Raw genomic sequence first — 25,859 nt, 5'->3', positions numbered from 1 at the left:
GCCGTCCCGCCTGACATCGGGTGCCACGACGCGCCCAGAGAGGAGATGCTCGTGTTCACCGAGCTCGACGAATTCCTACGCGGCATGGAGTACCCCTGCCGCCCCAGCGACCTGACGCGTGAGGCCCGCCGCGACCTGCTCCCGACCCACCTCGTGGAGGCGCTCCGCTCGCTCCCCGAGCGCAGCTACACCAGCCGCTGGGACGTCCTGCACCGCACCTCGATCGCGGAGGCGCTGCCGATCAGCGTCTGAGCGATCGCGCACCACGGCTGAGCGGCACCGGCATCGCGCCGGTGCCGCTCCGTCGTGTCAGGTCCACCGGCCGGACAGGTCGGAGATCATGCGGCGGTTCGCAACCCCCTCGGGCATCGTGGCGGTTCCTGGGGGCCGGGCCTACCGTAGGAAGCCGAGAGCGGAGCAGGAGGACCCATGGGCAAGATGATCTACGACGCCGAGGTGTCGGTGACGTTCGACGACCGGGTGCTCGCACACCTGCAGCAGGTCATCGGCGCCAAACTGCGTCGCGGTGAGGGGTTCTACTTCGGGTGGAAGGACGACCCGCGGGCCGGCGACGGCCGGACGACGATCTGGCTGCACCCCGCGATGTCGCTGCGATTCAAGTACGCGGGCAGCGTCCCCGTCGAACTCAACCGCGCATGGCTCGACGCGCTCGCCGTCAGCGCCGACTCGAACCACGGCCTGGTGCTCGTCCCGGAACCGGGTCCGCGCGTCTGAGGCTCCACAAGCACTGAGGCCGAGCCCGGACGCCGGGTCCGTGCGCTATCGTCTCGACATGACCGACAGCGACCAGACTCCGCACACGCACGACGAGAACCGACACGACCAGCTGACGACGGCCCCGAACGCCACCGAGGAGGACGCCGCGCCCCGCATCGACGTCACCGATCAGGGCGACGGCGTCACCCGCATCGACATCCGTGACGACGCGGCGGTGCGCCCGGGCGCAGACCCCGAGGACACCGAACAGACGGACCGAGCCTGAACCCCGCCTGTTGCACGACGAAGCGCCGCCGACCCGAGGGCCGGCGGCGCTTCCACGTCTGACGGCTCAGCGAGCGTGGGGGTCGTCGAGGGGTGCCGTGTCCGGCTGCTCGAGCACGTCCGGCTCGTCCTCGGTGTCCTCATCCGGGATCTCGGTGGGCGGCGTGCCGACCACCATGTCCGGGTCGGTACCCAATGCGTCTGCTCCGGTGAAGTCGCTCATGTCGCTCCTGCTTCCTGTGGTGGTGGTCTGGGTGATGCTGGTATCGGGTGGTGGCGCTGGTCAGGCGACGACGACGTGCAACCCGCCGGTGATCTCGATCTCCTCGAGCATCTCGGCGGCCATGCGTTCGTCGATCGGCGGCTCGAACTCGGCGTCGAACGCGAAGACGATCGGCTGCTCGGGCGAGACCGTGACCGGTTCCGATGATTGGAAGCGCCCGCGATGGAGTTGCAGCCGGAACGAGCGCTCGCCGAGCATCCGTGTGAGGATCACGCGTTCCAGTTGGGCGAGCGTCTGATCGTCGACCTGTGATCGGAGCGCACCGAGGCGGAGGAATCCCATCGTCAGCCCCTTTCTCAGGTGTGCCACGCTAGCGCGCAGAGATGGGGGCGCCCGGGCCATTGCGCGGATGGCCCGGGCAGCGGACAATGCGCGTGCGCATCGTCGATCGAGCACCGCATCGTGGATAATCGGGCGCGCGCCAAGAATGTCTCGTATCCTGAGAGAGCGCTTCACCGACCCGGACCCCGTCGCGATGCGCGCCGTGTCGGCTGTCCACGTCGACGACCATCTCAGGGGTTGGAAGTCGAGGTTCCCAATGGGACAACTGGTCTACGGCACCGGGGATGCACGCGTGCGGCTCGACGACCGCATGCTCGCCCATGTCAAGACGATCGCACTCATGAAGCTGCGACGGAACGAGTCGTTCGCGCTCACGGTGCGACAGGACTCCACCACCGACGGACGCACGACGCTCTGGCTGCACCCGGCGATCGCCCTGCAGTTCTCCTTCGACTCCGACGAGGTCGGCGAGATGGACCGCGCACTGCTCGAAGGTTTCATGCACGAGGCGAACACCGGCGAGGTCGTCGTCCACGCGACGACCGGCGACGACGCGACCGCCGGGTCACCGAAGCGGTGACTCCGGCGGCCGAGCCGCCTGTTCAGCTGTCGCGGAGCATCGCGATCAATTCGCTCTTGCGCTTGTCGGAATAGCCGGTGAGGCCGATCTCCTTCGCACGCTCGCGGAGCCGCGCGACGGTCCAGTCGTCGTACGACCCGGACTCGCCGCCCTTCTCCCCGATCGCCGAACGTCCCTGCTTGGCCGCCGCGTTCGAGATGCGTGCCGCCTTCCCCTTCGAGGCGCCCTCGTCGCGGAGCTTCTCGTAGAGCTCGGGGTCCTTGATCGCTGGGTTCTGCCGTTCAGGCATCGCTCCTCCTTCGATGGTCGGTCGGGTCGACTGCCGCCGCCCTCGTTCCACTGTCTCGTCGCCACCGGCATCGCGCACGGGGTGGTGGATTCCTCCTTCACGCGCTAGCAGCGTGGCTAGCGCGACCTCGATGGCGACGGGTCCGGCACCTCATGCGGCCGATATCCGGGGAGGCGACTCGCGGGCAGGATGGCGAGCGCACTGACCGCCGCCATCGCGAGCAGGCCGAGCTTCAGTGCTGACAACCGTGCCTGCGTGTTGACGTCCACGGCAGCGTCGACCTGCTCCGGTGTCGCGTCGGTCGTCTCCTCGAGCGCGGTCCGGAGTTGCTCGTTGCTGACGAAGTTGACGCTGTCGAGGTCCACCTGCGAGACGAGCTCCGGCGGCAGTTCGACCCGCTCGGCGACCGCGGCGCCGACGTTCACCCCGAGGATCGTCACGAGGAGGGCACCCGCGACCGCGGTACCGACGGCGGAGGCCAGGTTCTGCGTCGTCCCGCGGATCGATCCGACGTCGCCCGCCAGTTCCTTGGGCGACGCCGTCACCAGGACGTTGAAGACGAGGGTCACGAGCGCTCCCTGGCCGACACCGAACACGAACAGTCCGAGGATGGTGGGCAGCGTCTCCCAGTCGTTCGTGACGACGAACGCCAACCAGAGCAGGGCGATGGTGGTGAGCCCGAACCCGACCATGCCGATCGTACGGGGCCGGAACCGCGAATACAGCCGGACGACAAGGGTCGCCGTGACGAAGACCGTGAGGTTGAACGGCATCATCGCGAGCGAGGTGTCGAACGCCGTCCGTCCCTGGACGATCTGGATGTACAGCGGCACGGTGAAGTTCAGGGCGGCCTCTAGCGAGACGACGATGAACATCGCGTACACGGCTGCACGCTCCCTGACTGACCCGAGGACGGCGAGGCTCACGAGCGGAACCCTGCCCACGGCGGTCCGGCGGCTCGTCCAGAGGAGGAACGCCTGCCCGAGCACGAGGCCGAGCACGATGAGGAGCGGCGCCGGAGACAGCCCGAGGACGTCGAACGGGGCCGCAGCTTCGGCTTGGAACAGTCCCCACCCGTTGAGGTTGTTGAACCCGAGCGTGAGAGCGACGATGCCGCCGCCGATCAGCACCGCCGCCACGAGGTCGATCTTCACCTCGGGGTCGCCGGCGTCCGACCGCAGTCGGAAGCTGAAGAGGAAGACGGCGACCGCGAGCGCCAGCACGATGCCGAAGACCGGCCGCCACCCGACGAAGGTCGCCAGCGTTCCGCCGACGAGGAACGCGCTGACACCGGCGAGTGCACGCGCGGAGCCGAGCGATCCGATCGCGGTCGCCTGCTGCGCGCCGCGATAGTTCTCGGCGATGAGCGCCACGAGGGACGGCACGATGATGGCCGCCGACGCCCCGGCGAACGCCTGCGCGACGATGACCCAGGTGACCGTCTGCGCGAGGATCATGAGGAGCGCCGACACCGCGAAGAGGGCGACCACGATGCGGAACATGATGATCCACCCGATGCGCTGCCCGAGCTTGGCGCCGACCATGACGAGGGCGGCGACGACCAGCCCGTACGTGACGATGGCCGTGCTCACGCTCGTCGGAGGAACGCCGAAGTCGGCGACCATCCCACCCAACGAGACCGGCAGCGCCGAGACGTTGAAGGACATGAGGATCTGGGCCAGGAACAACCCGACCATCGGGATCCACGACGTCCGCTCCACCACCGTCGATGTGGTCTGGCCTACGCTCATCGTGCCCCTCCCCGGTCGCCGTCGGTCGATCCATCCGGCGGCGCGTCATGCGCGGCGGACGCGAAGATGTTGAGGCCGAGTGCGCGGGACAGGTACGCGGTGGCGCGCTGTCCCCGGACACTGTTCCCCGCCGGGTCGAGCCTCGGCGAGAAGACCCCGATCCCGCCCTTGCCCGGAGCGACGGTCACGATACCGCCGGCGACGCCGCTCTTGCCCGGTAAGCCGATCTCGAACAGCCACTCGCCCGAGCGTTCGTACAGGCCGGTGGAAGCGAGCACGGCGAGCGTGTCCCGACACACCTCCTGCGACACGACCTGCTCCCCGGTGACGGGGTTGACGCCGCCGTCGGCGAGGGTCGCGCCCATCACCGCGAGGTCCTCGGCCGTGACGAGCAGGGCGCACTGCCGGGTGTACACGTCGACGACCGCCAACGGATCGACGTCGACCCGTCCGTAGCTCTCGAGCAGCCGCGCGATCGCTCGGTTCCGATGGTTCGTGGCGGCCTCAGAGGCGTAGACGACCTCGTCCAGCTCGAGCGGTCGACCGGCGAACCGGGACAGTCCGTCCTGGACGACGTGCCACTGCGCCTCGGGCGACCCGCCAGGCATGAGCGCGGTGGTCGCGATCGCTCCGGCGTTGACCATCGGGTTCATCGGATGTCCGTCGTTCAACTCGATCGCGATGACCGAGTTGAACGCCAGGCCCGTGTTGTTCACCCCGATGCGGTCGCGCACCACCTCGTGACCGAGAGCGTCGCACACGAGCGCATAGACGAACGCCTTGGATATCGATTGGATCGAGAACGGGACGGCGGCGTCGCCTGCGGCATGCACCGCACCATCGGTCTCGACCACGCACACCCCGAAGAGGTCCGGATCTGCGGCGGCGAGTTCGGGGATGTAGTCGGCGACGACACCGCCGGTCGCTCCACGACTCCGCTCGTAAGCCGCCGCGACGTGCTCCTCGACCGCGTCCCAGCCCGGAAGCGCACCGGTGGACACCCGTTGTTCGACGTCCTGCGTGTCCAGTTCCATGTGCACCGCCCCCTCGGGCCGGCGACGAGCCCGCTCGTGGAACCCATCATGGCCCGACGGCGCCCGCACCGGAAGTGCCTGTCCGGTCCCCTGCGGGTGTCGCAGTGGACCGGACAGGAGCCCCCGGTGTCACCCGATCCAGCCCTAGCGCAGGAACCAGTCCCGTGGGTGCTGGTCCGCGGTCGGCGGCGTGCGCTCGATCGTCGGACGGGCCCACTCGGCAGCGTTGGCCAGTACGCGGCGGATGTCGGGGTGGTGGTAGACCGGGTACTCCTGGTCACCGGGTGAGAAGTAGAACACCCGCCCGCGCCCGCGGTGGTAGGCGACACCGGACCGGAAGACCTCGCCGCCGGCGAAGGTGGAGAGGAACACCTCCTCGTCGGGACGCGGGATGTCGAAGTGCTCCCCGTACATCTCCTGGCGGTCGATGACGATCGGGTGCGGGACACCCTGTGCGATCGGGTGATCCGGGAGCACCGTCCAGACGAGTTCGCGCTCGCCGTCGTTGCGCCACTTGAGCGCGCAGCTCGTCCCCATGAGGCGTTGGAAGACCCGCGAGTAGTGACCGGAGTGCAGCACGACGATGCCCATGCCGGCGTGGACGTGTCGGACGACCCGCTCGACGACCTCGTCGGAGACCTGGTCGTGGGCGATGTGCCCCCACCAGAAGAGGACGTCGGTGTTCGCGAGGACCTCCTCGGTGAGACCGTGCTCGGGATCCTGGAGGGTCGCGGTCGAGACGGACACGGCGTCCCCGAGCGACTCCTCGAGGCCCGCCGCGATCACGGCATGGATGCCGTCGGGGTAGTGCCCCAGCACCACCGCGTCACCGCGGGACTCGTGGACGAACTCGTTCCAGACCCGGATGCGGATCGGTGTCGTGGTGCTCATGCGGGGACCTCCAGTTCGTGCCCGGCGGCGGCCGAGGCGTAGGCGGCGTCGATGACGCGGCTGCGGTGCAGTGCGTACTCGCCGTGGTGACCGGCGAAGCGGAGTTCGCCGCCGGCGGTCTCGCCCGCGCGGATGGTGTCGAGGAACTCCGCGATGACCGACTGGTGGTGACCGGCCGGGACCTGCACGGCGGGTCGTTCGATCGTCGGCGCACCGGCGACGTCACGGTAGATCGTGACCGTTCCTTCGGTGTTGTAGTTGTCGACGTGGAGGCGGACGCCACCCTCCGAGCCGAGCAGTTCGACAGAGATGTCCTCGTGCGCCTTCGAGTAGGAGGCCCACGACGCCTCGAGGTGCAGGCTGCCGCCGTCTTCGAACCGCAGGAGGGCGGACGCGAAGTCCTCGACGTCGAAGGCGTGGGAGGACCGGCTCGAGACCGGACCACCGCCGGAGGAGCCGCCGCGGCCGGCGCGGCCCAACTCGTTGTACGCGACGGCCGACACGTGCGTCACCCGCGGCTCACCGAGGAGCGAGAGCGCGATGTCGAGGACGTGGGACCCGAGGTCGATGAGCGGCCCGCCGCCGGCCGCGGCCTTGTTGGTGAACCAGGAGTCGATACCGGGCACACCCTGGCGACGCAGCCAGGAGGCACGCGAGTGGTAGACACGGCCGATCGGCTCCTCGGCGAGGTACCGCGCGAGGTAGGCGACGTCGGCACGGCGGCGGTGGTTGTAGGCGACCTCGAGGACGCGGTCGGCGGCGGTCGCCGCTTCCACCATCTCTGCGGCGAGGTCGGCGGTCGTGGCGAGCGGCTTCTCGCAGAAGACGTGCTTGCCGCTGCGGAGCGCGGCCACGGCGATCGGGTGGTGCAGGGCGTTCGGCACGCCGATCGACACGATGTCGAGGTCGTCGCGGGCGACGAGGTCCTCCCAGTCGGCGTAGGTCTCGGGGACCCCGCGGCTCTCGGCCAGCTCGGCGAGTCGCGCCGGTTCCTGGCCGGACAGGGCGACGACGGTGGCACCGGGGAGCGCGGTGAAGGCGTCCAGGTGCGTGGTGCCGGCGAAGCCGAGGCCGATGACGCCGACCCGGAGGTCCGATGCATCTGTTGTGGTCGGGGCGGTACTGGTGCTCATGCTCGGACGGTTCCTTTCGGGGTGCGGAGCCGAGCACTGTCGTGACCGGCGGTGGTCGACCTTCGCCACTAAATATAGCGGCCATATCTAGTAATGCAACCCTGCTACAGTCACCCCATGGCGGAACCGGGGATCGAGACGGGCAGGGCGAGCGTCGAACTCGTCGCCGCCTACGCCTTCGACCACGGTGCGTTCACGGCGAGCGACGTCATGGATGGGACCGGCCTGACCCGCGCGACCGTACTGAACGCCTGCGACTCCCTCGCCGACCGCGGCTGGATCCGTGAGCTCGACGACGCCCGGGCCGCCGGCGACTACCGACGGGGACGACCGGCCCGGCGCTACGAACTCGCCGCGGACACCGCCTTCGTGATCGGACTCGACGTGGGGCAGCATCGGGTCGCAGCACTCGTCGCGACGCTCCGTGGTGAGGTCGTCGGCCGGGCCGAACGCCCCATCGTGGGCGGCGACGAAGACCCCGACCTCCGCCTCGCGACCGCACGGACCGTCGTCGAGGAGGCGACCGCGCAGGCCGGCGCGACGCCGGGGCAGGTGCTCGTGACCGCCGTCGGCGTCCCGGCACCGGTGGACGCGCACGGCCGCTCCCCGCGCGGCGATCACGACTACTGGGCCCGGATGAACCCCGACTTCGCGAGCCGCCTCGGCCCGTGGGGTGACGTCGTGCTCGAGAACGACGCCAACCTCGCGGCCACGGCCGAGCGCGCCCTCGGGGAGGTGGCGCGCGAGTCCATCGCCGTCCTCCTGGCCGAGGCGAGTTTCGGGGCGGGACTCATCGTCGACGGTGTGCTGCTGCACGGCGGGGCGGGCGGCGCGGGCGAACTCCGCGTGCTCGGCATGGTCGAGGGCGTCGGTTCACCGGAGGGCCTGGACGGTGCGGCACGGTCGTGGCTGGAGGAGGATCAGCGATCGGGTGCGGTGCCGGCGTCGTCTCCCCTCGCACGGACACCGATCGACGCCCTCGACGTCGGCCGCGTCATCGACGCCGCCGCCTCGGGCGACGCCTACGCCGGCAGACTCGTCGAACGTCTCGGGGAACGCCTCGGGCGGGTGTGCGTCCTGTTCGGCAGCCTGCTCGACGTGGACGAGGTCGTCGTCGCCGGCGGCGTGGCCCGCGTCGCCTCGCCCGTCATCGCCGCGGCTCAGACCTGGCTCGACGAGGGGACCTACGCGCCGACGCCGATCGTGCGGGCCTCGCGACTCGGCGCGGACGTCGTCGCCCTGGGCGCGATCACGCGGGCGGTCGCGACGATCCGCTCCCAGCCGTGGCGCTTCGCCGCTCCGATCCCGCGCTGAGTCCGCGCGCCGCCCATCGCAGGCCGGACACGGCGCAGGGCCCCACCTTCCGCCAAGATCGGTGGGGCCCTGTGAGCGGTGTCACCGCAGTGCGAACGATCGTTCCGGCCGTACTCGTTCAGAGCGTTCGCAGGGGACGGGCGACGCAGAGCGGGCCCGTGTGATTCAAGATTCGCAGCAGAAATACGTTCATCCCGCCCTGAACGACCGTTAAGAATCGCGGTTCTTACCGATTGCTGAAGTTCTGTGCAACGGCTGCTACTGCACCGACCATCCACCGTCGGACGGCAGGATGACGCCGTTGACGTTCACGCCGTCATCGCTCAGCAGGAAGGTGATGGACGCGGCGAGCTGCTCCGCGGTCGCGATCGTCGGGATCGCCGCCTGGAACGGTCCGAGCCGCGCCGAGCCGGCCTCGGAGACGTTCGGCGGGAAGGGGATCCCCGTGGCGACACCGCCCGGAGCGACGGCGTTGACCCGGACGCCGTGCGGTCCGTACATGAAAGCGGCACTCTTGGTCATGCCGACGACCGCGTGCTTCGAGGTCGTATAGGCGTTCCCCGAGGCGTTGCCGCGCAGCCCGGCCTCGGACGCGATGTTGACGACCGAGCCGGATCCGGCCGCGACCATCGACGGCAGGACGGCGCGTGTCAGCTTGAACGCACCGGTGACGTTCACGCCCATCACCCGCTCCCAGGTCGCGTCAGAGGTCTCGTGGAGCGGGGAGAAGTCGTCGTTGATACCGGCGACGTTGGCGAGCGCGTCGATCCGCTCCCCCGCTGCAGCCACGATCGCGTCGATGTCGTCCTGCTTCGTGATGTCGCCGGCGACCGTGACGAGGTCGGCGTCCAGCAGGCTCGAGGCGAGGTCGGCGAGCTTGTCCTCGAAGAGGTCCACGGCCACGACCCGGCCGCCCTCACGCGCGACGCGGGATGCCGTGGCACGGCCGATACCGGAAGCGGCCCCGGTGACGATCACGGTCTTCCCGGCGAACCGACCCACGGTGATGCGCTCCTGCCACCCCTGGGGCGCGTCGTCGACAGGTACCACGCCGTCGTTCGCGGCGAGCACGAGGTCGTCGATGAGCGATTGGGGCAGCTTGCCCTGACTCAGGGCGACGAGCTGCTGAAGTGGGAGGCCCGAGATCGGGGCGAGCTGCGATTCCTCGGTGCCCAGCTGGGTGAGGAGGCCGCGGATGAGCGGTCCACCGGTGGGGTCGGCGAGCCACGCGGCGATCGGGGTGTTGGCGGTGAGGGCGCTCATGGGGGTTCCTTCGTTCTCGGGAGGGCGATGAGCGGCGGGACCGTGTGGGCCTGGATCCATACCGGACATCATTGTCCGGTATACGTTACGCCGTCCGGGTCATGGCCACCAGCCCTCACGGCGGGCTCCCAGTCGGGTGCTCCGGAGCGGCCGCGCGGCGTTACGCTACCGGGATGTCGTCCACGCCCCCGAAGCCGAACCGAGGCCCGAGCGCGGGCCCCGAGAACCGCCGAGCGCTCGTCGCCGCGGCGCGTCAGGTGTTCGCCGCTGACGGCTTCAGCGCTCCCCTCAGCGCGGTCGCGAAGCGGGCCGGCGTCGGACAGGGCAGCCTGTACCGGCACTTCCCCGACCGACTCTCCCTCGCCCTCGCGGTGCTCGACGAGAACGTCGGCGAGCTGGAGGAGCACACCGGGCGACCCGATGCGACCCTCGACAGCCTGCTCGACGTCGTGATCGACCAGGCCCTCGTCACCTCGCCCTTCGTCGAGGCGATCCTCGGCGAGGGCGACGACCCCCGCGTGATCGCGCTCGGCACGCGCCTCGATCGCCTCGCGCACGCCCTGCATGCGAAGGAACTGGCTGCGCACCGCATCGCCGACCACGTCGAGCCCGACGACATCCTCATGGCGATCTCGATGGTGGGAGCGACCCTCACCCGCATCCCCGATTCCCACCGAGCCGACACCGCGGCGCGCGCGAAGGCGATGTTCCGCCGCTCGTTCGGCCGATGAACCGGGGCGGGATGATGGATGCGGCTGGGTCGGTGGCACAGGACACCCGCGAACCGTGTGCCGACAGCCCATTGAGGCGTGCGAGGGACGACCGTAGGGTCGGAGGGACAGAGAAGGGGTCCGCCATGCAGGCCAGCGCGTTCGCGTCGATCGACGTCGACACCATCCGTCGCTCCCTCGGCGAACCGGATCCCGCGGCGACGGCCAAGATCATGGACGAGCTCGACGAGAACTGCCTCGCCTTCCTCGCCCACTCGCCGTTCTGCACCATCGCGACGTCCGACGCCGACGGCCGGTGCGACAACTCCCCGCGCGGGGACTACCCGGGGTTCGTCCGGGCGCTCGACACCCGCACGCTCGTGATCCCGGAGCGCCTCGGCAACCGGCTCGCCGACTCCCTGCAGAACATCGTCCAGAACGGCCACATCGGCATGCTGTGCTTCGTCCCCGGCATGAGCGAGACCCTCCGGGTCAACGGCACGGCCACCGTCACCGACGACCCGGCGCTCATGGCGATGCTCGAGCAGGACCACGTGACGCCGCAGCTCGCGATCGTCGTGCGCACCGAGGAGGTCTACCTGCACTGCGGGCGGGCGCTCCTCCGCGGCGGGCTGTGGGACGCCGAGATGCAGGAGCTCGCGGCCGAGGTGCCGAGCGCGGGCAGGATCTGGGCGAGCATGTCGGGCCTGAGCACCGAGGTCGGCGACGCCATCGACGAGGCGGTCGCTGTCGGGAACCAGAGCCTGTACTGATGGCTGGAAGCAACGGGCCTGCCCTGATGGCTGGAAGCAGCAGGGTTTCCTGATGCGCAATCGCGCGGGCATGACCGGTCCGGATCTCCAGACCGGCGATGCCATCGACACGAGGGATTTCTGATGCGCAACCGCGCGGGCATGACCCCGCTCATCGTCCAGGAGATCGTGCGCGAGACACCGACGATCGTCAGCGTCGTGCTCGCCGATCCGGAGGGCCGCCGGCTCCCGCCGTGGGACCCCGGAGCGCACATCGACCTGCAGCTCATCACCCGCCACGAACGGCAGTACTCGCTCTGCGGTGATCCTGCGGACGAGTTCCGGTACCGGATCGCCGTCCTGCGGGAGGAGCACTCGCGGGGTGCCTCGCACTACATCCACAACTTCCTCAAGGTCGGTCGGAAGGTGTTCATCCGGCCACCAAGGAACCTGTTCCCACTCTCGGACGCGAAGCGGCACCTGCTGCTCGCGGCCGGCATCGGGATCACGCCGCTGCTCTCGATGGCGCGTCGGTTGGCCGCGGGCGACGCCGATTGGACCCTGGTCTACGCGGTGCGCACCCGGGAGGACGTCGCGTTCGCGCCGGAGCTCGAGGCTCTGGGCGACCACGTGCGCATCCATGTCAGCGCGGAGAGCGGCCGTCTCGACCTGGCCGGCCTCCTCGCGGGCCTCGAGCCGGGCACCGACGTGTCGGCCTGCGGGCCACGCGGGTTCACCGACACCCTCACGAGCCTGGCCGAGACGCTGCCCGAGGGCTGCCGATTGCACCTCGAGCGATTCGAGCCGAAGCCCCGCTCCTACCTGCCGAACACGGCGTTCACCGTCGAGTGCGCGAGGTCGGAGCGGACCGTCGAGGTTCCCGCCGGGCAGACGATGTTGCAGGCGATGCAGGCCGCGCGGGTCGGTGTCGCCGGATCGTGCATGCGGGGCGTCTGCGGCTCCTGTGCCGTGCAGGTGGTGGACGGGACGCCGGAGCATCGCGACTCCCTGACGACCGACGACGCGTCGATGATCATGTACCCGTGTGTGTCGAGGTCGCTGACGCCGACGCTCGTGATCGACGCGTAGGCGGCGCGGCCCGGCCTCTCAGCACCCGACCCCGGTCCCTGAACTGCATCCCCGGTCCCTGAGCCTGTCGAAGGGCGTCGTCCCCCGTGGGCACTTCGACAAGCTCAGTGACCGATGGAAGAGGGCTCAGTGACCGATGGAAGAGGGCTCAGTGACCGGAGGCACGCACCCCGGTGGTCAGGGGCGCCAGGTGGCGTCGGCGGAGGCGAGGACCGTACCGTCGGCGGCACGCACGACGACCGAGGTGCCCTCCGGGCCGTCCGTCCCCGCGATGCGGAACGCCGTGTCGACGAGCACCGGTGCCTTCGCCCGGAACCGGACCGACGCGAGCCGACGACCACCGGCGTTCGCCGTGAGGGCGTCGAGCACCAGGATGCGGGTGAGCGGACCATGCACGAGGAGGTCGTCAAGCCCCTCGACCTCACGCGCCCACTGGCGGTCGTAGTGGATGCGGTGGGTGTTGCCCGTCACGGCCGAGAAACGGAACAGTTGGCGGGAGTCGAGCGACCGGGTCACGGTCCAGTCGGCTCCGGCGTCGGGATCGACGTCCTCGGCGGCCACCTCGGGCACCGCCGTCCGCGGGGAGGGCACCGCGGGCTGCGCCTCGAGGAACACATCGTGCCAGGTGCTGCGGACGGCGACCTCGCCGTCGACGAGGTACTCACGCACGAGGTCGGCGAAGACCAGACGGCCGGCCCGCCCCTGCTTCTGGACGAGCGAACCGAGGCTCGTACGCTGCATCACCATGTCGCCGTAGCGGAGCGGCGCCAAGAACTCGGTGTCCTCCCCCGCGTACATGCGGCGCGGCAGGTCGATGATCGGCAGCACGCCGTCCTCCGCGGGTGAGCCGTCCTCGCGGAGCTGCGCGAACGGCGTCTCGAACGGGAAGTGGACGCCCTCCCAGCCGGCGGGGAGCTCCTCGCCGAGGACCGGTTCCGGTGCCGCGGTCGCGAAGGTGCTGCGATACCAGGAGGCGGGACGGAGATCGAGCTGCTCCGTCCGCTCCACGACTCCCACTCAGATCACCCCGTCGGACCGCAACGCGGCGATACGGTCGGCAGGCTGTTCCGTCCGCTCCACGAGCCCCACTCAGATCACCCCGCCGGACCGCAACGCGGCGATGCGTTCGGCGTCGTACCCGGCGAGCGCCGTGAGCACGTCGTCCGCGTGCTCGCCCATGTGGTTCGCAGGGCGGTCGGTGGTCGCGGGCGTCGCGCTCAGTTTGATCGGCTGGCCGAAGGAGCGGAGGGTGCCGAAGGAGCCGTAGTCGGTCTCGACGACCATGTCGCGTTCGGCCGTCCCGGGGTCGTCGACGACCTCGCCGATGGTCTTCACGGCGGTGAGCGGGACGACGTCGCCGGCCAGCTCCTCGAGCTCGGCGCGGGTGCGGTCCGCGAACCAGGAGACGACGAGCGGCTTGACGCGACGGGCGTACACCTCCTCGTCGAAGCGTTTGCGCATGGTGTCGATCTCGGGGTCGGCGATCGCCTCGGGCGTGCCGAACAGCTCGCAGCTCGCCTTCCAGAGCTTGTCGGTGTACGCGCCGAAGAACACCTGTCCGTCGGCGCAGGGGAACAGCTCGTAGGGCCGCACCCAGGCGTGTTCGTTGCCGGACGGCGAGGCGACGGTCCCGTCGACGGTGTAGTCGACGACGGCGGTCTCGGTCATCGCGATGATGCTGTCGACCTGGGCGACGTCGACGAGCTGGCCCACGCCGGTGCGCTCGGCGTGCCGCAGCGCGGCGAGCGTGCCGATGACGCCGAACATCGTCGCGGAGAGGTCGCCGATGGTGACGCCGACGCGCACGGGCGGCTGGTCCGCGTAGCCGTTCATGGACCAGAGTCCGCCGGCGGCCTGGGCCGTGTTGTCGAAGGCCGGGCGGCGGCTGCGCGAACCCGTCTGTCCGTAGCCGGAGATCGCGGTGTACACGAGCTTCGGGTTGATGGCGGCGAGCGCCTCGTAGGGCAGGCCGAGCTTGGCCATCGTCCCCGGGCGGAAGTTCTCGACGAGGATGTCGGCGCTCGCGACGAGGTCGCGCAGCACCTCCTTGCCGGCGTCGCTCGCGAGGTCGAGCGCCAGACCGAACTTGCCGCGGTTGTACTGGCCGTAGTAGCCGCTGAACTCCTCGTCGCCGTCGCGCAGGTAGGGCGGGAAGCCCCGGGAGACGTCGGGGTCGTTCGGGTTCTCGATCTTGATGACGGTCGCGCCGAGGTCGGCGAGCATCGATGCGGCGTAGGGGCCGGCGAGGACGCGGGAGAGATCGAGGACCACGACGCCCTCGAGCGAGCCGGGCGGGACGGCGAGTCGTTCCGTGGCGGCGAGGACCGCTTCGGTGTCGGCTCCGGTCGACGGCTGCTCGGTCATTCGTGTCCTCCTGATCGCTGTACTCCGTACCGGTCAACGGTATCGGGCGGTGGAGGCCTCACCCATGGGTGAACCGCACACGTCCCGCGCCGATCCATGGATCGCCCGTCCGTCGCCGCCGATAACCGACGTGCATCACGACCGGGATAGGTGAGGCTAGGCTAACTCCATGCGCAGCGCGACCCTCCTCCGATCGAGACGCGCGCTCGCCGTCGGCACGCTGGCCGTCGCGCTCCTCGTCATCGCCCTCGCGAGCCTGATGCTCGGCAGCAACCTCATCAGTCCCGTGGCCGTCCTCACCGCACTGTTCGACCCCACCCAGGACACCGGTGCCGTCGTCTGGGGGTCGCGGGTGCCGCGCACGGTCCTCGGCGTCCTCGTCGGCGTCTGTCTCGGGATCGCCGGTGCCGTCATGCAGGGGCAGACCCGCAACCCGCTCGCCGACCCCGGCCTGTTCGGTGTCTCCGCCGGCGCGAGCCTCGCGGTCGTCGTCGGGGTCTACGTGCTCGGCACGAGCTCGGTGATCACGACCCTCTGGCTCGCCCTGCTCGGCGCCACCGTCGCCAGCGTCATCGTGTTCTCCGTCGCCGCGCTCGGCCGCGGACTGTCGAGTCCCGTCCCGCTCGCGATCGCCGGCACCGCCGTCTCGGCCCTGCTCGTCGCCCTGACCTCGTACCTCGTCCTGTCCGACGAGACGACGCTCGCCGCCTATCGCATCTGGGTGGTCGGTTCACTGTCCGGCCGATCGCTCACGGGCGTCGACGCGGCCCTGGTCTTCGCCGGGCTCGGCCTCGTGTTCGCGTTCGCCAACATCCGCTCGCTGAACGCCCTGGCGCTCGGGACCGAGCTGGCGAACGGCCTCGGTGAGAACCTCATCCGCGCACGACTCGTGGGGCTCGCCGCGATCACCCTGCTCACGGCCGCCGCCGTGGCCCTGACCGGCCCGATCGCCTTCGTCGGGCTCACCGCGCCGCACATCGCGCGCACCCTCGTGGGCGGGCATCACGGCTGGCTCCTCCCCGCCTCGGGACTCGTCGGCGGGAGCGTGCTGCTCGCGTGCGACGTGATCGGTCGACTCATCGGTGGCACCGCCGAGGTGCCCGTGGGCGTCGTCCTCACCGTCGTGGGCGGCGTCGCGTTCATCGCCATCGTGCGCCGCGGACGGATGGCGGAGCTGTGAGTGCCGTGCGGGAGGGCAGCCGCTTCTTCGGCCGCCTGTGGCGAGGGCGGGTCGTCGGCGTCACGATCGCCTGTCTCGTCGTCGCGCTGGCGTTCGCCCTGCTCGGGATCGTCGCCGGCTCGTCGTCCCTGACGATCCCCGACGTGGTCACCACCCTGCTCGGTGGTGGGACCGGCGGCCAGGAACTCATCGTGTTCGAGCTCCGCCTCCCCCGGGTCGTCGGCGGCCTTCTCGTCGGTGCGTCCCTCGGACTCGCCGGGGCCCTGACCCAGACCTTCGCACGCAACCCGCTCGCCACTCCGGACATCCTCGGTGTCACCTCGGGTGCCGCGCTCGGGGCCGTGGCCGCGATCGTCCTGGTCGGCGGCAGCTACTCGGTCGGGGCCGGCGCCCTCAGCCTGGGCTTGCCCGCCATGGCCGCGATCGGCGCCCTCGTCACCTCCGCCGCCGTCTACGCGCTGTCCTGGCGCGGCGGCGTCGACAGCTTCCGACTCATCCTCATCGGCATCGGTGCCACCGCGACCCTTGGCGGCATCACGAGCTACCTCATCGCCCGGGCGCAGATCACCGAGGCGGCAGCGGCGGCACAGTGGCTCGTCGGCAGCCTCTCGGGCATCTCCTGGTCGAGCGTGTGGCCGGTGCTCGTCGCGCTGGCGATCCTGACGCCGATCGCGGTCCTGCAGACGAGCAGCCTCGACATCAGCCAGCTCGGCGACGAGTTGTCGACCGGCCTCGGCGTCCCGGTCCAGCGGCATCGGATCGTCGTCATCGCGTGCGCGGTCCTGCTCGTCGCAGCGGCCGTGTCCGCGGCGGGGCCGATCGAGTTCGTCGCCTTCGTCGCGCCGCAGATCGCCCGCCGCCTGGCCCGCACCGGTCGCCCGCCGCTGCTCGCCTCCGCGCTGCTCGGCGCCGTCATCGTCACGGGCGGCGACGCACTCGTCCGTGGTGTCCTGCCGGGCGAGATCCCGGTGGGCATCATCACCGCGATCGTCGGCGCGCCCTATCTCATCTGGTTGCTGACGCGCCGCAAGGAACGGGAGACCTCCGCATGACCGACCCCGCCACGACCGCATCGCCCGCGCAAGGGCGTCCGACGCCCGCCCTCGAGGCTCGGGGCGTCTCCCTGGCCTACGACCAGACGGTGGTGTTCGAGGGGCTCGACCTCCGCATCGAGACGGGCGAGGTCACGACCCTCATCGGCGCCAACGGCTGCGGCAAGTCGACGCTGCTCAAGGCGTTCGGTCGCCTGCTCACCCCGACCGCCGGCACGGTCGAGCTCGACGGTCGCGGCGTGCGGTCGATCCCGACCCGCGAGGTCGCGCGCCGCCTGGCGATCCTGCCGCAGAAGCCCCTGACGCCGTCGGCGACGAGCGTCCGCGACCTCGTCTCGCGGGGGCGGCACCCGCACCAGAGCCTCCTCAAGCCGTGGACGCCCGCCGACACGATCGCCGTCGACGAGGCGCTCGCCGCCACCGGTCTCGAGACCCTCGCCGACCGCGACACGGCCTCCCTGTCGGGCGGGCAGCTGCAGCGCGCCTGGATCGCCCTGGTCCTCGCGCAGCGGGCCCCCACGATCCTGCTCGACGAGCCGACGACCTTCCTCGACCTCAGCCACCAGCTCGACGTCCTCCGACTCGTGCGGTCGATCAACCGCGAACGTGGCGCGACGGTCGTCATGGTCCTGCACGACCTCACGCTCGCCGGTCGCTACTCCGACCGCCTCGTCGTCGTGGGCGGCGGCCGGGTCATCGCCGACGGCACGCCCTGGGAGGTCCTCACCCCGGCCGTGCTCCGGGAGGCGTTCGACCTCGACGCGATCGTCATCCCCGACCCGAGCAGCGGTTCGCCACTCATCGTGCCGGTCGACCCTGACGACGCGATCGCCCTCGACGCCAAGTGATCCGGGCGATCGGGCATTCCGATACCGTTTCGTGACTTAGGTTCGGCTACCCTAAGTATCATGACGATCTCTTCACGCCTCCGCCGCGCCGCACTCGTGCTCGTGCCCGCGCTCGCCCTGGTCGGCCTCGCCGGCTGCTCCCCCACCGCCGCCTCCGACGCCGACAGCAGCGGCGCCTGGAGCTACACCGACGACACCGGCACCACGGTCAAGCTCGACGAGCAGCCCAAGCGCATCGCGAGCTTCGCCGACTACGCGCTCGGCCTGCACGGCAACGGCATCGACCCCGTCGCGGTCTTCGGTCGCGTCGACGTCGCCACCGACAAGCGGTTCTCGGACTACGACCTCGGCGACACGGCCATCGTCGGCAACAGCTACGGCGAGATCGACCTCGAGGCACTCGCCGAGGCGGCACCCGACCTCATCGTGACCGGGATCTACCCGACCGATCGCGACGGCACGCTCGACCTCAAGGGCCCGTACTACGGTGTCGCCGACGTCGAGCAGCAGGAGCAGCTGGAGAAGATCGCTCCGGTCGTCGCCATCAAGGTCGGCGGCAAGGGTGCCGACGTCATCGCCTCGCTCAACAAGCTGTCCGAGGCGCTCGGAGCCGACGAGGACACCATCGCCGCGGCGAAGGAGAAGTACGACGCCGCAGCAGCGGACCTGACCGCCGCAGCGAAGGAGACCGACCTCGAGGTCACGCAGATGTACGCGGACGCGAGCGGCATCTACGTCGTCAAGCCGCAGGACGAGCCGGAGACGGAGCTCTACAGCGAACTCGGCGTGAAGTACACGAACGCGAACCCGGACGGCTACTACTACTGGGACATCTACAGCTGGGAGAACGCCGGCCAGGCGATGACCGGTGACGTCCTGCTCGTCAACGTCGAGGGCTTCCAGCAGAGCGACCTCGAGGCGCAGGCGACCTTCGCCTCGCACCCGGCGCTCGTCGCCGGCCAGATCCACTCCTGGAACACCGCCGCCCTCGACTACACGTCTCAGGCGAAGCAGATGGAAACGCTCGCCGGGATCCTCCGCGAGTCGAAGGCGCTGTAGCGAGCACGGGGTGGGGCGGCCCTCGGGCGCCCCACCCCGTGTGCTCCCGACGCACCGGATCGACTCCGGAGTGTGCCGACCGCACATGGGCTGAGCCTCCAGACGGCCGGTAGCCTCGTCAGGCGTCCCGGCCGCCCGGGTGCGCCCAACACGAAGGAGTGCCATGGCCATCCAGAGCGCGCGCGCGAGCGACCCACGCGGATCCGACACGACCACCGCAGGCCAGAGCGACATCGATCGCGACGGCCTCGACTCCCGGGTGCAGCGTCGCCGCGCCATCCTCGCCAGCTCGGTCGGCACCGTCATCGAGTGGTACGACTTCACCCTCTACGGGCTGGCCTCCGCGCTCGTGTTCGCGCCCCTGTTCTTCCCCGGCGCGGGTGACCTCGCCGGCCTGCTCGGCGCGTTCGCCGGCTTCGCGGTCGGCTTCGGTGCCCGCCCGATCGGCGGCCTGATCTTCGCCCATTACGGCGACAAGCTCGGGCGCAAACCGACGCTGCTCATCACGCTCCTCTTCATGGGCGTCGCGACCACCATCATCGGGTTGCTCCCCACCGCCGAGACCATCGGTATCTGGGCACCGATCCTGCTGATCGTGCTGCGGATCTTCCAGGGCATGGGCTCGGGCGCCGAGTTCGCGGGCGCGATCACGATGGCGAGCGAGTCCGCCGACGTGAAGCACCGCGCGTTCGCCGCCTCGTTCCCCGGTGCCTCCGTGTACGTGGGCATGGCGCTCGCGACCACCGTCTTCGCCGTGGTGAGCACGCTGCCGATCGACCAGTTCCAGAGCTGGGGTTGGCGGATCCCGTTCCTCGCGAGCGTCGTCATCGTCGCCTTCGCCCTGTACTTCCGCCTGCGCGTGAAGGAGACGAAGGCGTTCGAGAGCGCCGAGGAGCGCGGTGCCGTCACCTCCGCTCCGCTGGCCGGCGCGATCCGCTCGCACTGGCGCGTGATCATCTGCGGCATGGCGCTGTTCACGTTCGCCCTGCCATGGGTCTACGTCGTGCAGGTGTTCTCGCTGTCGTACGTCACGGGCACGCTGAGTGTGCACCCGACGGAGGCGCTCATCGGCCTCATCGTCGCCGAGGTCCTGACCATCCCGACGGCGCTGCTGTTCGGTCGCCTCGCCGACCGCATCGGTCGCAAGCCCGTCCTCATGGGCGCCGCGATCTTCGGTGTGGTCTACGCGTTCCCGATGTTCCTGCTCTACAACACGGAGCAGTCGACCCTCGTCGCGCTGGGCCTGATCCTCGGCCTCGCCGTCATCCAGGGTGCCACCATCGGCACCTCGGGGGCGCTGCTCGCCGAGATCTTCCCGACCTCGATGCGGTGGAGCGGCATCGCGCTCTCCCGCGAGATCCCGGCCGCCCTCGTCGGCGGGACGGTCCCGCTCGTCGCGACCGCGCTCGTCGCCGCGAGCGGTGGTGCACCGTGGCTGGTGGCGGCGTACCTGCTGCTGCTCAGCGCGATCGGCATCGTCGGGATCGCGTTCCTCCCGGAGACCCTGCCGCGCAAGCAGCGCGGCTGACCTGTTCCCCCGATCCCGCCCTTCGACAGGCTCAGGAACCGCCTGTCGACGGGCGACGTCATCCGGGTGCACTTCGACAAGCTCAGTGACCGGGAGAGGTGCACTCAGTGACCGAGAGCAGGAATCCCTCCGCTACTCCTCGTCCCAGGCCATGCGACGGCCCATCACGGGCACGGAGGCCAGGAGTTCTCGGGTGTAGGCGTCCTCGGGAGCAGCGAGGACGGTGGTCGTCGGACCCGCCTCAACGACCCGGCCGGCCTGCATGACGCTCACCGTGTCGCACATGTAGTTCACGACGGCGAGGTTGTGGGAGATGAACAGCACCGTGAGTTCGAGCTCGCGCTGCAGCTCGCGCAGGAGGTTGAGGACGACGCCCTGCACCGACACGTCGAGCGCCGAGGTGATCTCGTCGGCGATGAGGACCTCCGGTTCGGCCGCGAGCGCCCGGGCGATCGTGATGCGCTGCCGCTGACCACCCGAGAACGCCGACGGCAGGTCATTCGCCCGGTCCGGGTCGATGTGCACGCGCTCGAGCAGCTCACCCACCCGGGACCGCTGCTCCGAGCGACTCCAGGAGCGCCCCGTCGCCCGGGACCCCTCGGCGATCGACAGTCCGATCGGCATGCGCGGGTCGAGCGCGGAGTACGGGTCCTGGAAGACGAGCTGCACGCGTCGACGCGCACGACGGGCAGCGGACGAGCGCCCCACGATGTCGGCGCCGTTCAGTCGGATGCCGCCGGCGCTCGGGATGACGAGACCGACGGCGGCCGCGGCGACCGTCGACTTGCCCGAGCCCGACTCGCCCACGAGCCCGTGGGACGTGCCCGGTCGGACCGTGAGGTCGAAGCCGTCGACCGCGGTGTGCGCGGACGCGCCGTGGCCGTAGCGGACCGTGAGGCCAGAGAATTCGAGACCGGTCATGCGCGCCGTCCTTCGGTGGTGATGGGTCCTTCGACAACCGGATCCTGGGCTTGTCGAAGGGCAGGGACGAGGGGGTCCTCCTCGTCGATCTCGTCGATCGCACCGATGACCGGGAGCGGCATGGTGCGGTCGGAGGTCATGTCGGGGACGCAGGCGATGAGCCCGCGGGTGTACGGATGCCGCGCCTCGTGGAGGCGGTCGGCGTCGAGCGATTCGACGATGCGGCCGTCCTTCATGACGAGGATGCGGTCGCAGAACCCGCTGACGAGGGCGATGTCGTGCGAGATGAGCAGGATCGCAGCGCCCGTCTGCTCCTGCGCCTCGTGGAGGACCCGGAGGACCTGGCGCTGCACCGTCACGTCGAGCGCCGTCGTCGGCTCGTCGGCGATGAGCAGCTTCGGGCGGCCCATGAGTCCCATGCCGATCATGGCCCGCTGGCGCATGCCGCCGGACAGCTCGTGCGGGAACTGCTTCAGGCGCTTGGCCGGAAGCGGGATCCGCACCGACTCGAGTGCGGCCTCGGCACGCTTCGTGGACTCGGCCGTCGAGAGCCCCTCGTGGACCTCGACGGTCTCGCGGAGCTGCTTCCCGATCGTGAGCGAGGGGTTGAGCGAGGTGAGCGGGTCCTGGAAGACCATGGCGAGCTCGAGGCCGAGGCGGCTGCGCTCGGCCTTCGTGAGCGGTGCGGTCATGTCGATCCCGCGGAAGCTCAGCTCCGAGGCTTGTACCGAGGAGTCCGGCCCGAGGAGGGCGGCGATGGCCATCGCGCTCACCGACTTGCCCGATCCGGACTCGCCGACGACACCGACGACCTCGCCGGGCATGATCGTGAGGCTGATGCCGTGGACGCGCTCGACGAGTCGGCCGTCGCGGTCCGGGAAGGCGACGCGGAGGTCGCGCACCTGCACGACGGGCTCCTGGTCGGCCGGGGTCGCAGCCGCAGCCGAGGCGGTCGCGGGAGCCGCGGTGCGACGTCGCGCCGGCGCAGGCAGGCCGAGCAGCCGCTTCGAGGACTCGTTCCAGAGCTCGCCCAGCTGCGTGAAGATGACGCCGCACACGACGAGCGCGATACCGGGACCGATCGCCGCCATCGGGTTGCCGTAGATGCGGGCGATCCCGAGGCCGAGGAGGCGCCCCCAGTCGTACTCGGGTGCCTGCACCCCGAGACCGAGGAAGGACAGGCCGGCGAAGGCGAGCAGCGTGCCGGAGGCGGAGACCGCCGCGTTCACGAGCATCGGCGGGAGCATGTTCGGCATGACGTGCCGGACGAGCACCTCCGCCTGCCCGACACCCGCGATCCGCGCGGCCTTCACGTAGTCGCGACCGATGAGCGACGACGCGAGCGTGTAGGTGAGGCGGGCGAAGGTCGGCACGCCGGCGAACCCGACGGCGAGCATCGCGCCGGTGGCGCTCGCGCCCCAGATCACCGAGAAGAACAGCGCCATGAGGAGCCACGGGAACGACAGCAGGATGTCGATGAGGGCGGTGACGAGTCGGCGGAGCGGTCGAGGCAGGACCGTCGCGACGGCCCCGAGCACGACGCCGCCGACGAACGAGATCGCCGTGGCGCCGAGGGTCAGGAGCACGGACACGCGCGTGGCGACCATGACCCGGGCGAAGACGTCCCGGCCGAGCTCGTCGGTGCCGAAGGGGTGGGCGAGGCTCGCACCGGCGAGGCGGTCGGCGACGGACGTCGTGTCTGCGGCGGACCCCCAGACGGTCGGGCCGACGACCGCGACCACGATGATGAGGAGCGCGCCGATCGCGCCGGTGAGGCCGCGCGGGGTGCGGAGGCGGTCGAGCACCGGCGACCGGTTCGAGCGGGTGGATGCACGCATGAGCTCAGCCCTCCGTGATCGAGGAGCGCGGATCGATCGTCGCGAGCGCGATGTCGATGAGGAGGTTGAGGCCGAGGACGAGGATCGCGTACACGAGCACGATGCCCTGGATCATCGGGTAGTCCTTCGAGGTGATCGACGAGACGATGCTCGTCCCGAGACCGGGGATGGCGAAGACCGTCTCGATGAGCACGGTGCCGGCGACCATGCCCGTGAGGATGATGCCGCCGATCGTGAGCGTGGACGTCACCATGTTCGGCAGCGCGTGCCGGAGGTAGACGAGGTGTGTCGGAAGGCGCTTGCTCCGTGCCGTGGTCATGTACGGCATCTCCAGGACGGCCAGCATCTCCACGTGCACGATGCGGGCCAGGTAGGCCATCGGGCCGACCGCGAGGGCCACCACCGGCAGGATCGCCTGGTCGAAGCCTCCCCAGCCGGCGGCCGGGAGCACCTTGAGCCCGATGCTGAACACGGCGATGAGACCGACGGCGAGCAGGAGGCTCGGGATGGCGATCAGCACGCCGAGCAGACCCGAGACGCCGAGGTCGGCGAGTCGGCGGCGGCCGGTGCGCGAGGACACCGCGGTCGCGACGCCGATGGGGAAGGCGCCGATCGCCGCGAGGAGGAAGGACGCGACCGCGAGGGTGAGCGTCACCGGGAAGCGCTGCGCGATCGTGTCGGCGACCGGCCGCTGCGACCCGATCGCCGTGCCGAAGTCGCCGCGGAACAGTCCGCTGACGTAGTTGACGAACTGCTCCGGCACCGGCACGTTCAAGCCGAGGTCGGCGCGCGTCCGCTCGACGAGTTCCGGCGTGGCACTGTTCCCGAGCGCAGCCCGCACCGGGTCGCCCGGCACGAGCTGCACGATCAGGAACGTCGCGACGATGACGATGGCGAGGGAGACGAGCACCCGGCCGAGTCGTCGGAGGATGAAGGACGTCCGCGGGGAGAGTCCGCCGAGGACGCCACGACCCCCTCGACGCGCGACCGCCGGGCCGCCGGGGCCCGTGGCCGGGTCGGTGGCCTGCCCGGTGGTCACGGTCGAGGGGATCGCCATGATCAGCCGACCATCCGGATGCTCGTCGGGCGGATGAAGTTCGGCCGCTCGACCTCGGCGCCGTTCAGGTACATGAAGTCCTGCGCGTCGGCGATCGGGAACACGTCCGTCCGCTCGATGAGCTTCGCCTCCGCCTGCTGCCAGAGGTCGCAGGTCTCCTCGGGGCTGGCCGTCTTGGCCTGCTCGGCGAGCGCGTCGTACTCCGGGTTGTCGACGAACATGAAGTTGTTGCCGCCCTTGTCCGGGGTCTCGCCACCGAAGAAGGTGTTCACGATGACCGGTCCGCCGGGAGCGATCTGCACGAAGCCGGTGTCCCAGTCGAAGGTCGAGAACAGCTGCTCGGACCAGGCGTTCGCGTCGTTGCCCGACAGCTCGGTCGTGACGCCCAGCTCGTCCCAGGTCTGCTGCACGAGCTCGGCCGCCGCCGCGTGGCTCGGGGTGGCCGCGTCGTAGATGAACTTGATCGTCAGCGGCTCACCGTCCTTCGACCGCTTGCCATCGGAACCGAGCTTCCAGCCCGCCTCATCGAGCAGCTCGCCGGACTTCTCGACGTCCGTCTCGGGGAGCGTCCACTGCGGGCCGTCGGCGACGCAGAGGTACGGGCTCTTCACGACGAGCGACTTCGACTCCTCGGCGGTGCCGTCGGTGACGACCTCGCCGACCTGCTCGCGGTCGATCGCGGTGACGAGGGCCTCACGGACGAGGGGGTCGGAGGTGGGACGCTCGGGACGCTCGTTGAAGAGCATCTCGCCGATCGGGTTGCGCACGCCCTCGCTGCCGAGACCGGCGGCCTCGACGCGGTCCTGGTCGGCGCCGCCGATGCTCGCGGCGTTCACGTCACCGGAGAGCAGCAGGTTCGCGGCAGTCCCGGGGTCGGTGACGACGCGGACCTCGAAGGTGTCCGGCAGGCCCTTGGTGTCGCTCGTGACGTCCTCGGGACCCCAGGTGTAGTCGTCGCGCTTCGTGAAGGTGTAGCTGGAACCCGGGGTCGCCTTGTCGAGGGTGAAGAGGCCGGTGCCGTTCATCGTCTCGACGAGGGAGTCGGGGTCGTCGAGGCCGGCCTGGCAGACCATCTCGACGGTGCCGGTGTTGGCGAGGATGAACGGGTCGGGCGTCGAGCTCGTGACGGTGAGCTGGTTGCCGTCGGCGGTCGCGGTCATCCGCTCGGAGACCTGCGCGCCGTAGTAGAAGGTCGCGTTGGCCGGGTCGGCGTTGTAGGTGATGTTCGCCGCGGCGGTCTCCGCGGTGAACGGGGTGCCGTCCGCACAGGTGATGCCGTCCTTGAGCGTGTAGGTGATGGAGGTGGAGCTCGCGTCCTCCTCCCAGCTCTCGGCCAGCCACGGCAGGAGCTCGCCGTCGGCGTTGACGTACACGAGCGACTCGTAGTGGAAGCTGATGATCTCGCGGGCCTCGAGGCTGATACCCGTCATGGGGACGAGGCTGCCGGGGTCGCCGCTCATCGCGGTGACGAAGGTGCCGCCGGAGACGTACTCGCCGGAGGAATCGGAGGATTGCGAGGAGGTGCACGCGGTGAGGGCCACCGCGGTGAGGGCCGCGGTGGCGAGGGCCGCCGCGGCTTTCCGCTTGCTGTTCATGCTGGATCCTTCGTACTCGGGTGGCCGTGGTGCGCGGGTGGCCG

Annotated in this window: 27 protein-coding genes; 13 read left to right on the top strand and 14 right to left on the bottom strand. The window is 70.3% G+C overall.

What is annotated here, in order from left to right; translation table 11 throughout:
* The first annotated feature begins 51 nt into the window (after positions 1-51).
* From HOW07_RS11085 to HOW07_RS11075, 3 genes are all read left to right on the top strand, one after another.
* Positions 52-252, top strand: a complete 201-nt coding sequence (locus tag HOW07_RS11085; RefSeq protein ID WP_158596586.1) for a DUF2795 domain-containing protein — start codon at positions 52-54, stop codon at positions 250-252.
* A 177-nt stretch (positions 253-429) separates the two neighbouring features.
* Positions 430-735 (top strand): hypothetical protein, encoded by a 306-nt coding sequence (locus HOW07_RS11080; RefSeq protein WP_064297056.1) that lies wholly within the window; start codon positions 430-432, stop codon positions 733-735.
* A gap of 58 nt (positions 736-793) precedes the next feature.
* Positions 794-1,003, top strand: a complete 210-nt coding sequence (locus HOW07_RS11075; RefSeq protein WP_121291689.1) for a hypothetical protein — start codon at positions 794-796, stop codon at positions 1,001-1,003.
* A gap of 66 nt (positions 1,004-1,069) precedes the next feature.
* Here HOW07_RS11075 and HOW07_RS11070 read toward each other — a convergent pair whose 3' ends face one another.
* Together HOW07_RS11070 and HOW07_RS11065 are read right to left on the bottom strand one after the other, a co-directional pair.
* On the bottom strand, positions 1,070-1,225 hold the full coding sequence (locus HOW07_RS11070) for a hypothetical protein (protein ID WP_175116989.1): 156 nt from the start codon (positions 1,223-1,225) through the stop codon (positions 1,070-1,072).
* Positions 1,226-1,285: 60 nt separating this feature from the next.
* Complete coding sequence (locus tag HOW07_RS11065) at positions 1,286-1,567, bottom strand: hypothetical protein (protein ID WP_064297054.1); 282 nt, start codon at positions 1,565-1,567, stop codon at positions 1,286-1,288.
* A 256-nt stretch (positions 1,568-1,823) separates the two neighbouring features.
* On the opposite strand from HOW07_RS11065, the gene HOW07_RS11060 reads away from it, so the two are divergent.
* Positions 1,824-2,147 carry a hypothetical protein gene (locus HOW07_RS11060; RefSeq protein ID WP_121291336.1) on the top strand — a complete coding sequence of 108 codons (324 nt, stop codon included), beginning with the start codon at positions 1,824-1,826 and terminating at the stop codon, positions 2,145-2,147.
* A gap of 22 nt (positions 2,148-2,169) precedes the next feature.
* Here the strand turns inward: HOW07_RS11060 and HOW07_RS11055 are convergent, their stop codons facing one another.
* From HOW07_RS11055 to HOW07_RS11035, 5 genes are all read right to left on the bottom strand, one after another.
* Positions 2,170-2,436: a Rho termination factor N-terminal domain-containing protein gene (locus tag HOW07_RS11055; RefSeq protein WP_175116988.1), complete on the bottom strand. Its 267-nt coding sequence runs from the start codon at positions 2,434-2,436 to the stop codon at positions 2,170-2,172.
* 116 nt (positions 2,437-2,552) lie between these two features.
* The gene (locus HOW07_RS11050) at positions 2,553-4,187 is read right to left on the bottom strand and encodes an MFS transporter (protein WP_254628278.1); all 1,635 of its coding nucleotides are present in this window, start codon (positions 4,185-4,187) and stop codon (positions 2,553-2,555) included.
* Positions 4,184-5,221: a glutaminase A gene (glsA, locus tag HOW07_RS11045; RefSeq protein WP_175116986.1), complete on the bottom strand. Its 1,038-nt coding sequence runs from the start codon at positions 5,219-5,221 to the stop codon at positions 4,184-4,186. Before glsA ends, HOW07_RS11050 begins: the two co-directional genes overlap by 4 nt.
* A gap of 144 nt (positions 5,222-5,365) precedes the next feature.
* A complete protein-coding gene (locus HOW07_RS11040) occupies positions 5,366-6,112 on the bottom strand; it encodes a ThuA domain-containing protein (protein WP_175116985.1) in 747 nt (248 codons plus the stop codon).
* On the bottom strand, positions 6,109-7,245 hold the full coding sequence (locus tag HOW07_RS11035; RefSeq protein ID WP_071261738.1) for a Gfo/Idh/MocA family protein: 1,137 nt from the start codon (positions 7,243-7,245) through the stop codon (positions 6,109-6,111). Before HOW07_RS11035 ends, HOW07_RS11040 begins: the two co-directional genes overlap by 4 nt.
* 117 nt (positions 7,246-7,362) lie before the next feature.
* On the opposite strand from HOW07_RS11035, the gene HOW07_RS11030 reads away from it, so the two are divergent.
* Positions 7,363-8,559 (top strand): ROK family transcriptional regulator, encoded by a 1,197-nt coding sequence (locus HOW07_RS11030; protein ID WP_175116983.1) that lies wholly within the window; start codon positions 7,363-7,365, stop codon positions 8,557-8,559.
* A gap of 258 nt (positions 8,560-8,817) precedes the next feature.
* On the opposite strand, the gene HOW07_RS11025 is transcribed toward HOW07_RS11030, so the two are convergent.
* Complete coding sequence (locus HOW07_RS11025) at positions 8,818-9,822, bottom strand: SDR family NAD(P)-dependent oxidoreductase (RefSeq protein ID WP_175116981.1); 1,005 nt, start codon at positions 9,820-9,822, stop codon at positions 8,818-8,820.
* Between the two features lie 173 nt (positions 9,823-9,995).
* Here HOW07_RS11025 and HOW07_RS11020 point away from each other — a divergent pair, with 173 nt between their 5' ends.
* The 3 genes from HOW07_RS11020 to HOW07_RS11010 all read left to right on the top strand — a co-directional run bounded on the left by HOW07_RS11020 (position 9,996) and on the right by HOW07_RS11010 (position 12,373).
* Positions 9,996-10,553, top strand: a complete 558-nt coding sequence (locus HOW07_RS11020) for a TetR/AcrR family transcriptional regulator (RefSeq protein ID WP_175116979.1) — start codon at positions 9,996-9,998, stop codon at positions 10,551-10,553.
* A gap of 125 nt (positions 10,554-10,678) precedes the next feature.
* Complete coding sequence (locus tag HOW07_RS11015; protein ID WP_175116977.1) at positions 10,679-11,305, top strand: MSMEG_1061 family FMN-dependent PPOX-type flavoprotein; 627 nt, start codon at positions 10,679-10,681, stop codon at positions 11,303-11,305.
* A gap of 123 nt (positions 11,306-11,428) precedes the next feature.
* The gene (locus tag HOW07_RS11010; protein WP_175116975.1) at positions 11,429-12,373 is read left to right on the top strand and encodes a PDR/VanB family oxidoreductase; all 945 of its coding nucleotides are present in this window, start codon (positions 11,429-11,431) and stop codon (positions 12,371-12,373) included.
* Positions 12,374-12,550: 177 nt separating this feature from the next.
* On the opposite strand, the gene HOW07_RS19665 is transcribed toward HOW07_RS11010, so the two are convergent.
* Both HOW07_RS19665 and HOW07_RS11000 read right to left on the bottom strand, forming a co-directional pair.
* The gene (locus HOW07_RS19665) at positions 12,551-13,381 is read right to left on the bottom strand and encodes a MaoC family dehydratase N-terminal domain-containing protein (protein ID WP_217485253.1); all 831 of its coding nucleotides are present in this window, start codon (positions 13,379-13,381) and stop codon (positions 12,551-12,553) included.
* 81 nt (positions 13,382-13,462) lie between these two features.
* Positions 13,463-14,737 carry a CaiB/BaiF CoA-transferase family protein gene (locus HOW07_RS11000; protein ID WP_175116971.1) on the bottom strand — a complete coding sequence of 425 codons (1,275 nt, stop codon included), beginning with the start codon at positions 14,735-14,737 and terminating at the stop codon, positions 13,463-13,465.
* 169 nt (positions 14,738-14,906) lie between these two features.
* Here HOW07_RS11000 and HOW07_RS10995 point away from each other — a divergent pair, with 169 nt between their 5' ends.
* The 5 genes from HOW07_RS10995 to HOW07_RS10975 all read left to right on the top strand — a co-directional run bounded on the left by HOW07_RS10995 (position 14,907) and on the right by HOW07_RS10975 (position 20,404).
* Entirely contained in the window at positions 14,907-15,917 is a 1,011-nt protein-coding gene (locus tag HOW07_RS10995) for an iron ABC transporter permease (protein WP_175116969.1), read from the top strand.
* Positions 15,914-16,969, top strand: coding sequence for a FecCD family ABC transporter permease (locus HOW07_RS10990; protein WP_371743656.1), 1,056 nt, complete (start codon positions 15,914-15,916; stop codon positions 16,967-16,969). The genes HOW07_RS10995 and HOW07_RS10990 overlap by 4 nt, the downstream gene beginning before the upstream one ends.
* Positions 16,966-17,817 carry an ABC transporter ATP-binding protein gene (locus HOW07_RS10985; protein WP_175116968.1) on the top strand — a complete coding sequence of 284 codons (852 nt, stop codon included), beginning with the start codon at positions 16,966-16,968 and terminating at the stop codon, positions 17,815-17,817. Before HOW07_RS10990 ends, HOW07_RS10985 begins: the two co-directional genes overlap by 4 nt.
* 60 nt (positions 17,818-17,877) lie before the next feature.
* Positions 17,878-18,876 (top strand): ABC transporter substrate-binding protein, encoded by a 999-nt coding sequence (locus HOW07_RS10980; protein ID WP_121291320.1) that lies wholly within the window; start codon positions 17,878-17,880, stop codon positions 18,874-18,876.
* Between the two features lie 163 nt (positions 18,877-19,039).
* Positions 19,040-20,404: an MFS transporter gene (locus HOW07_RS10975; protein ID WP_175116966.1), complete on the top strand. Its 1,365-nt coding sequence runs from the start codon at positions 19,040-19,042 to the stop codon at positions 20,402-20,404.
* 132 nt (positions 20,405-20,536) lie between these two features.
* On the opposite strand, the gene HOW07_RS10970 is transcribed toward HOW07_RS10975, so the two are convergent.
* Genes HOW07_RS10970 through HOW07_RS10955 form a run of 4 tightly spaced genes read right to left on the bottom strand, consistent with a single transcriptional unit; the run spans position 20,537 to position 25,815 of the window.
* Positions 20,537-21,325 (bottom strand): ABC transporter ATP-binding protein, encoded by a 789-nt coding sequence (locus HOW07_RS10970; RefSeq protein WP_175116964.1) that lies wholly within the window; start codon positions 21,323-21,325, stop codon positions 20,537-20,539.
* Entirely contained in the window at positions 21,322-23,163 is a 1,842-nt protein-coding gene (locus HOW07_RS10965; protein ID WP_175116963.1) for a dipeptide/oligopeptide/nickel ABC transporter permease/ATP-binding protein, read from the bottom strand. The genes HOW07_RS10970 and HOW07_RS10965 overlap by 4 nt, the downstream gene beginning before the upstream one ends.
* A gap of 4 nt (positions 23,164-23,167) precedes the next feature.
* Positions 23,168-24,220 carry an ABC transporter permease gene (locus tag HOW07_RS10960; RefSeq protein WP_079001089.1) on the bottom strand — a complete coding sequence of 351 codons (1,053 nt, stop codon included), beginning with the start codon at positions 24,218-24,220 and terminating at the stop codon, positions 23,168-23,170.
* Between the two features lie 2 nt (positions 24,221-24,222).
* A complete protein-coding gene (locus HOW07_RS10955; RefSeq protein WP_175116962.1) occupies positions 24,223-25,815 on the bottom strand; it encodes an ABC transporter substrate-binding protein in 1,593 nt (530 codons plus the stop codon).
* Between the last annotated feature and the right edge of the window lie 44 nt (positions 25,816-25,859).

The organism is Plantibacter sp. MCCC 1A11337 (assembly GCF_013349365.1).
Taxonomy (GTDB): Bacteria; Actinomycetota; Actinomycetes; order Actinomycetales; family Microbacteriaceae; genus Plantibacter; species Plantibacter flavus_A.
The sequence above is the reverse complement of the archived record's forward strand: the minus strand, read 5'-3'. Positions and strand labels throughout refer to the sequence as shown.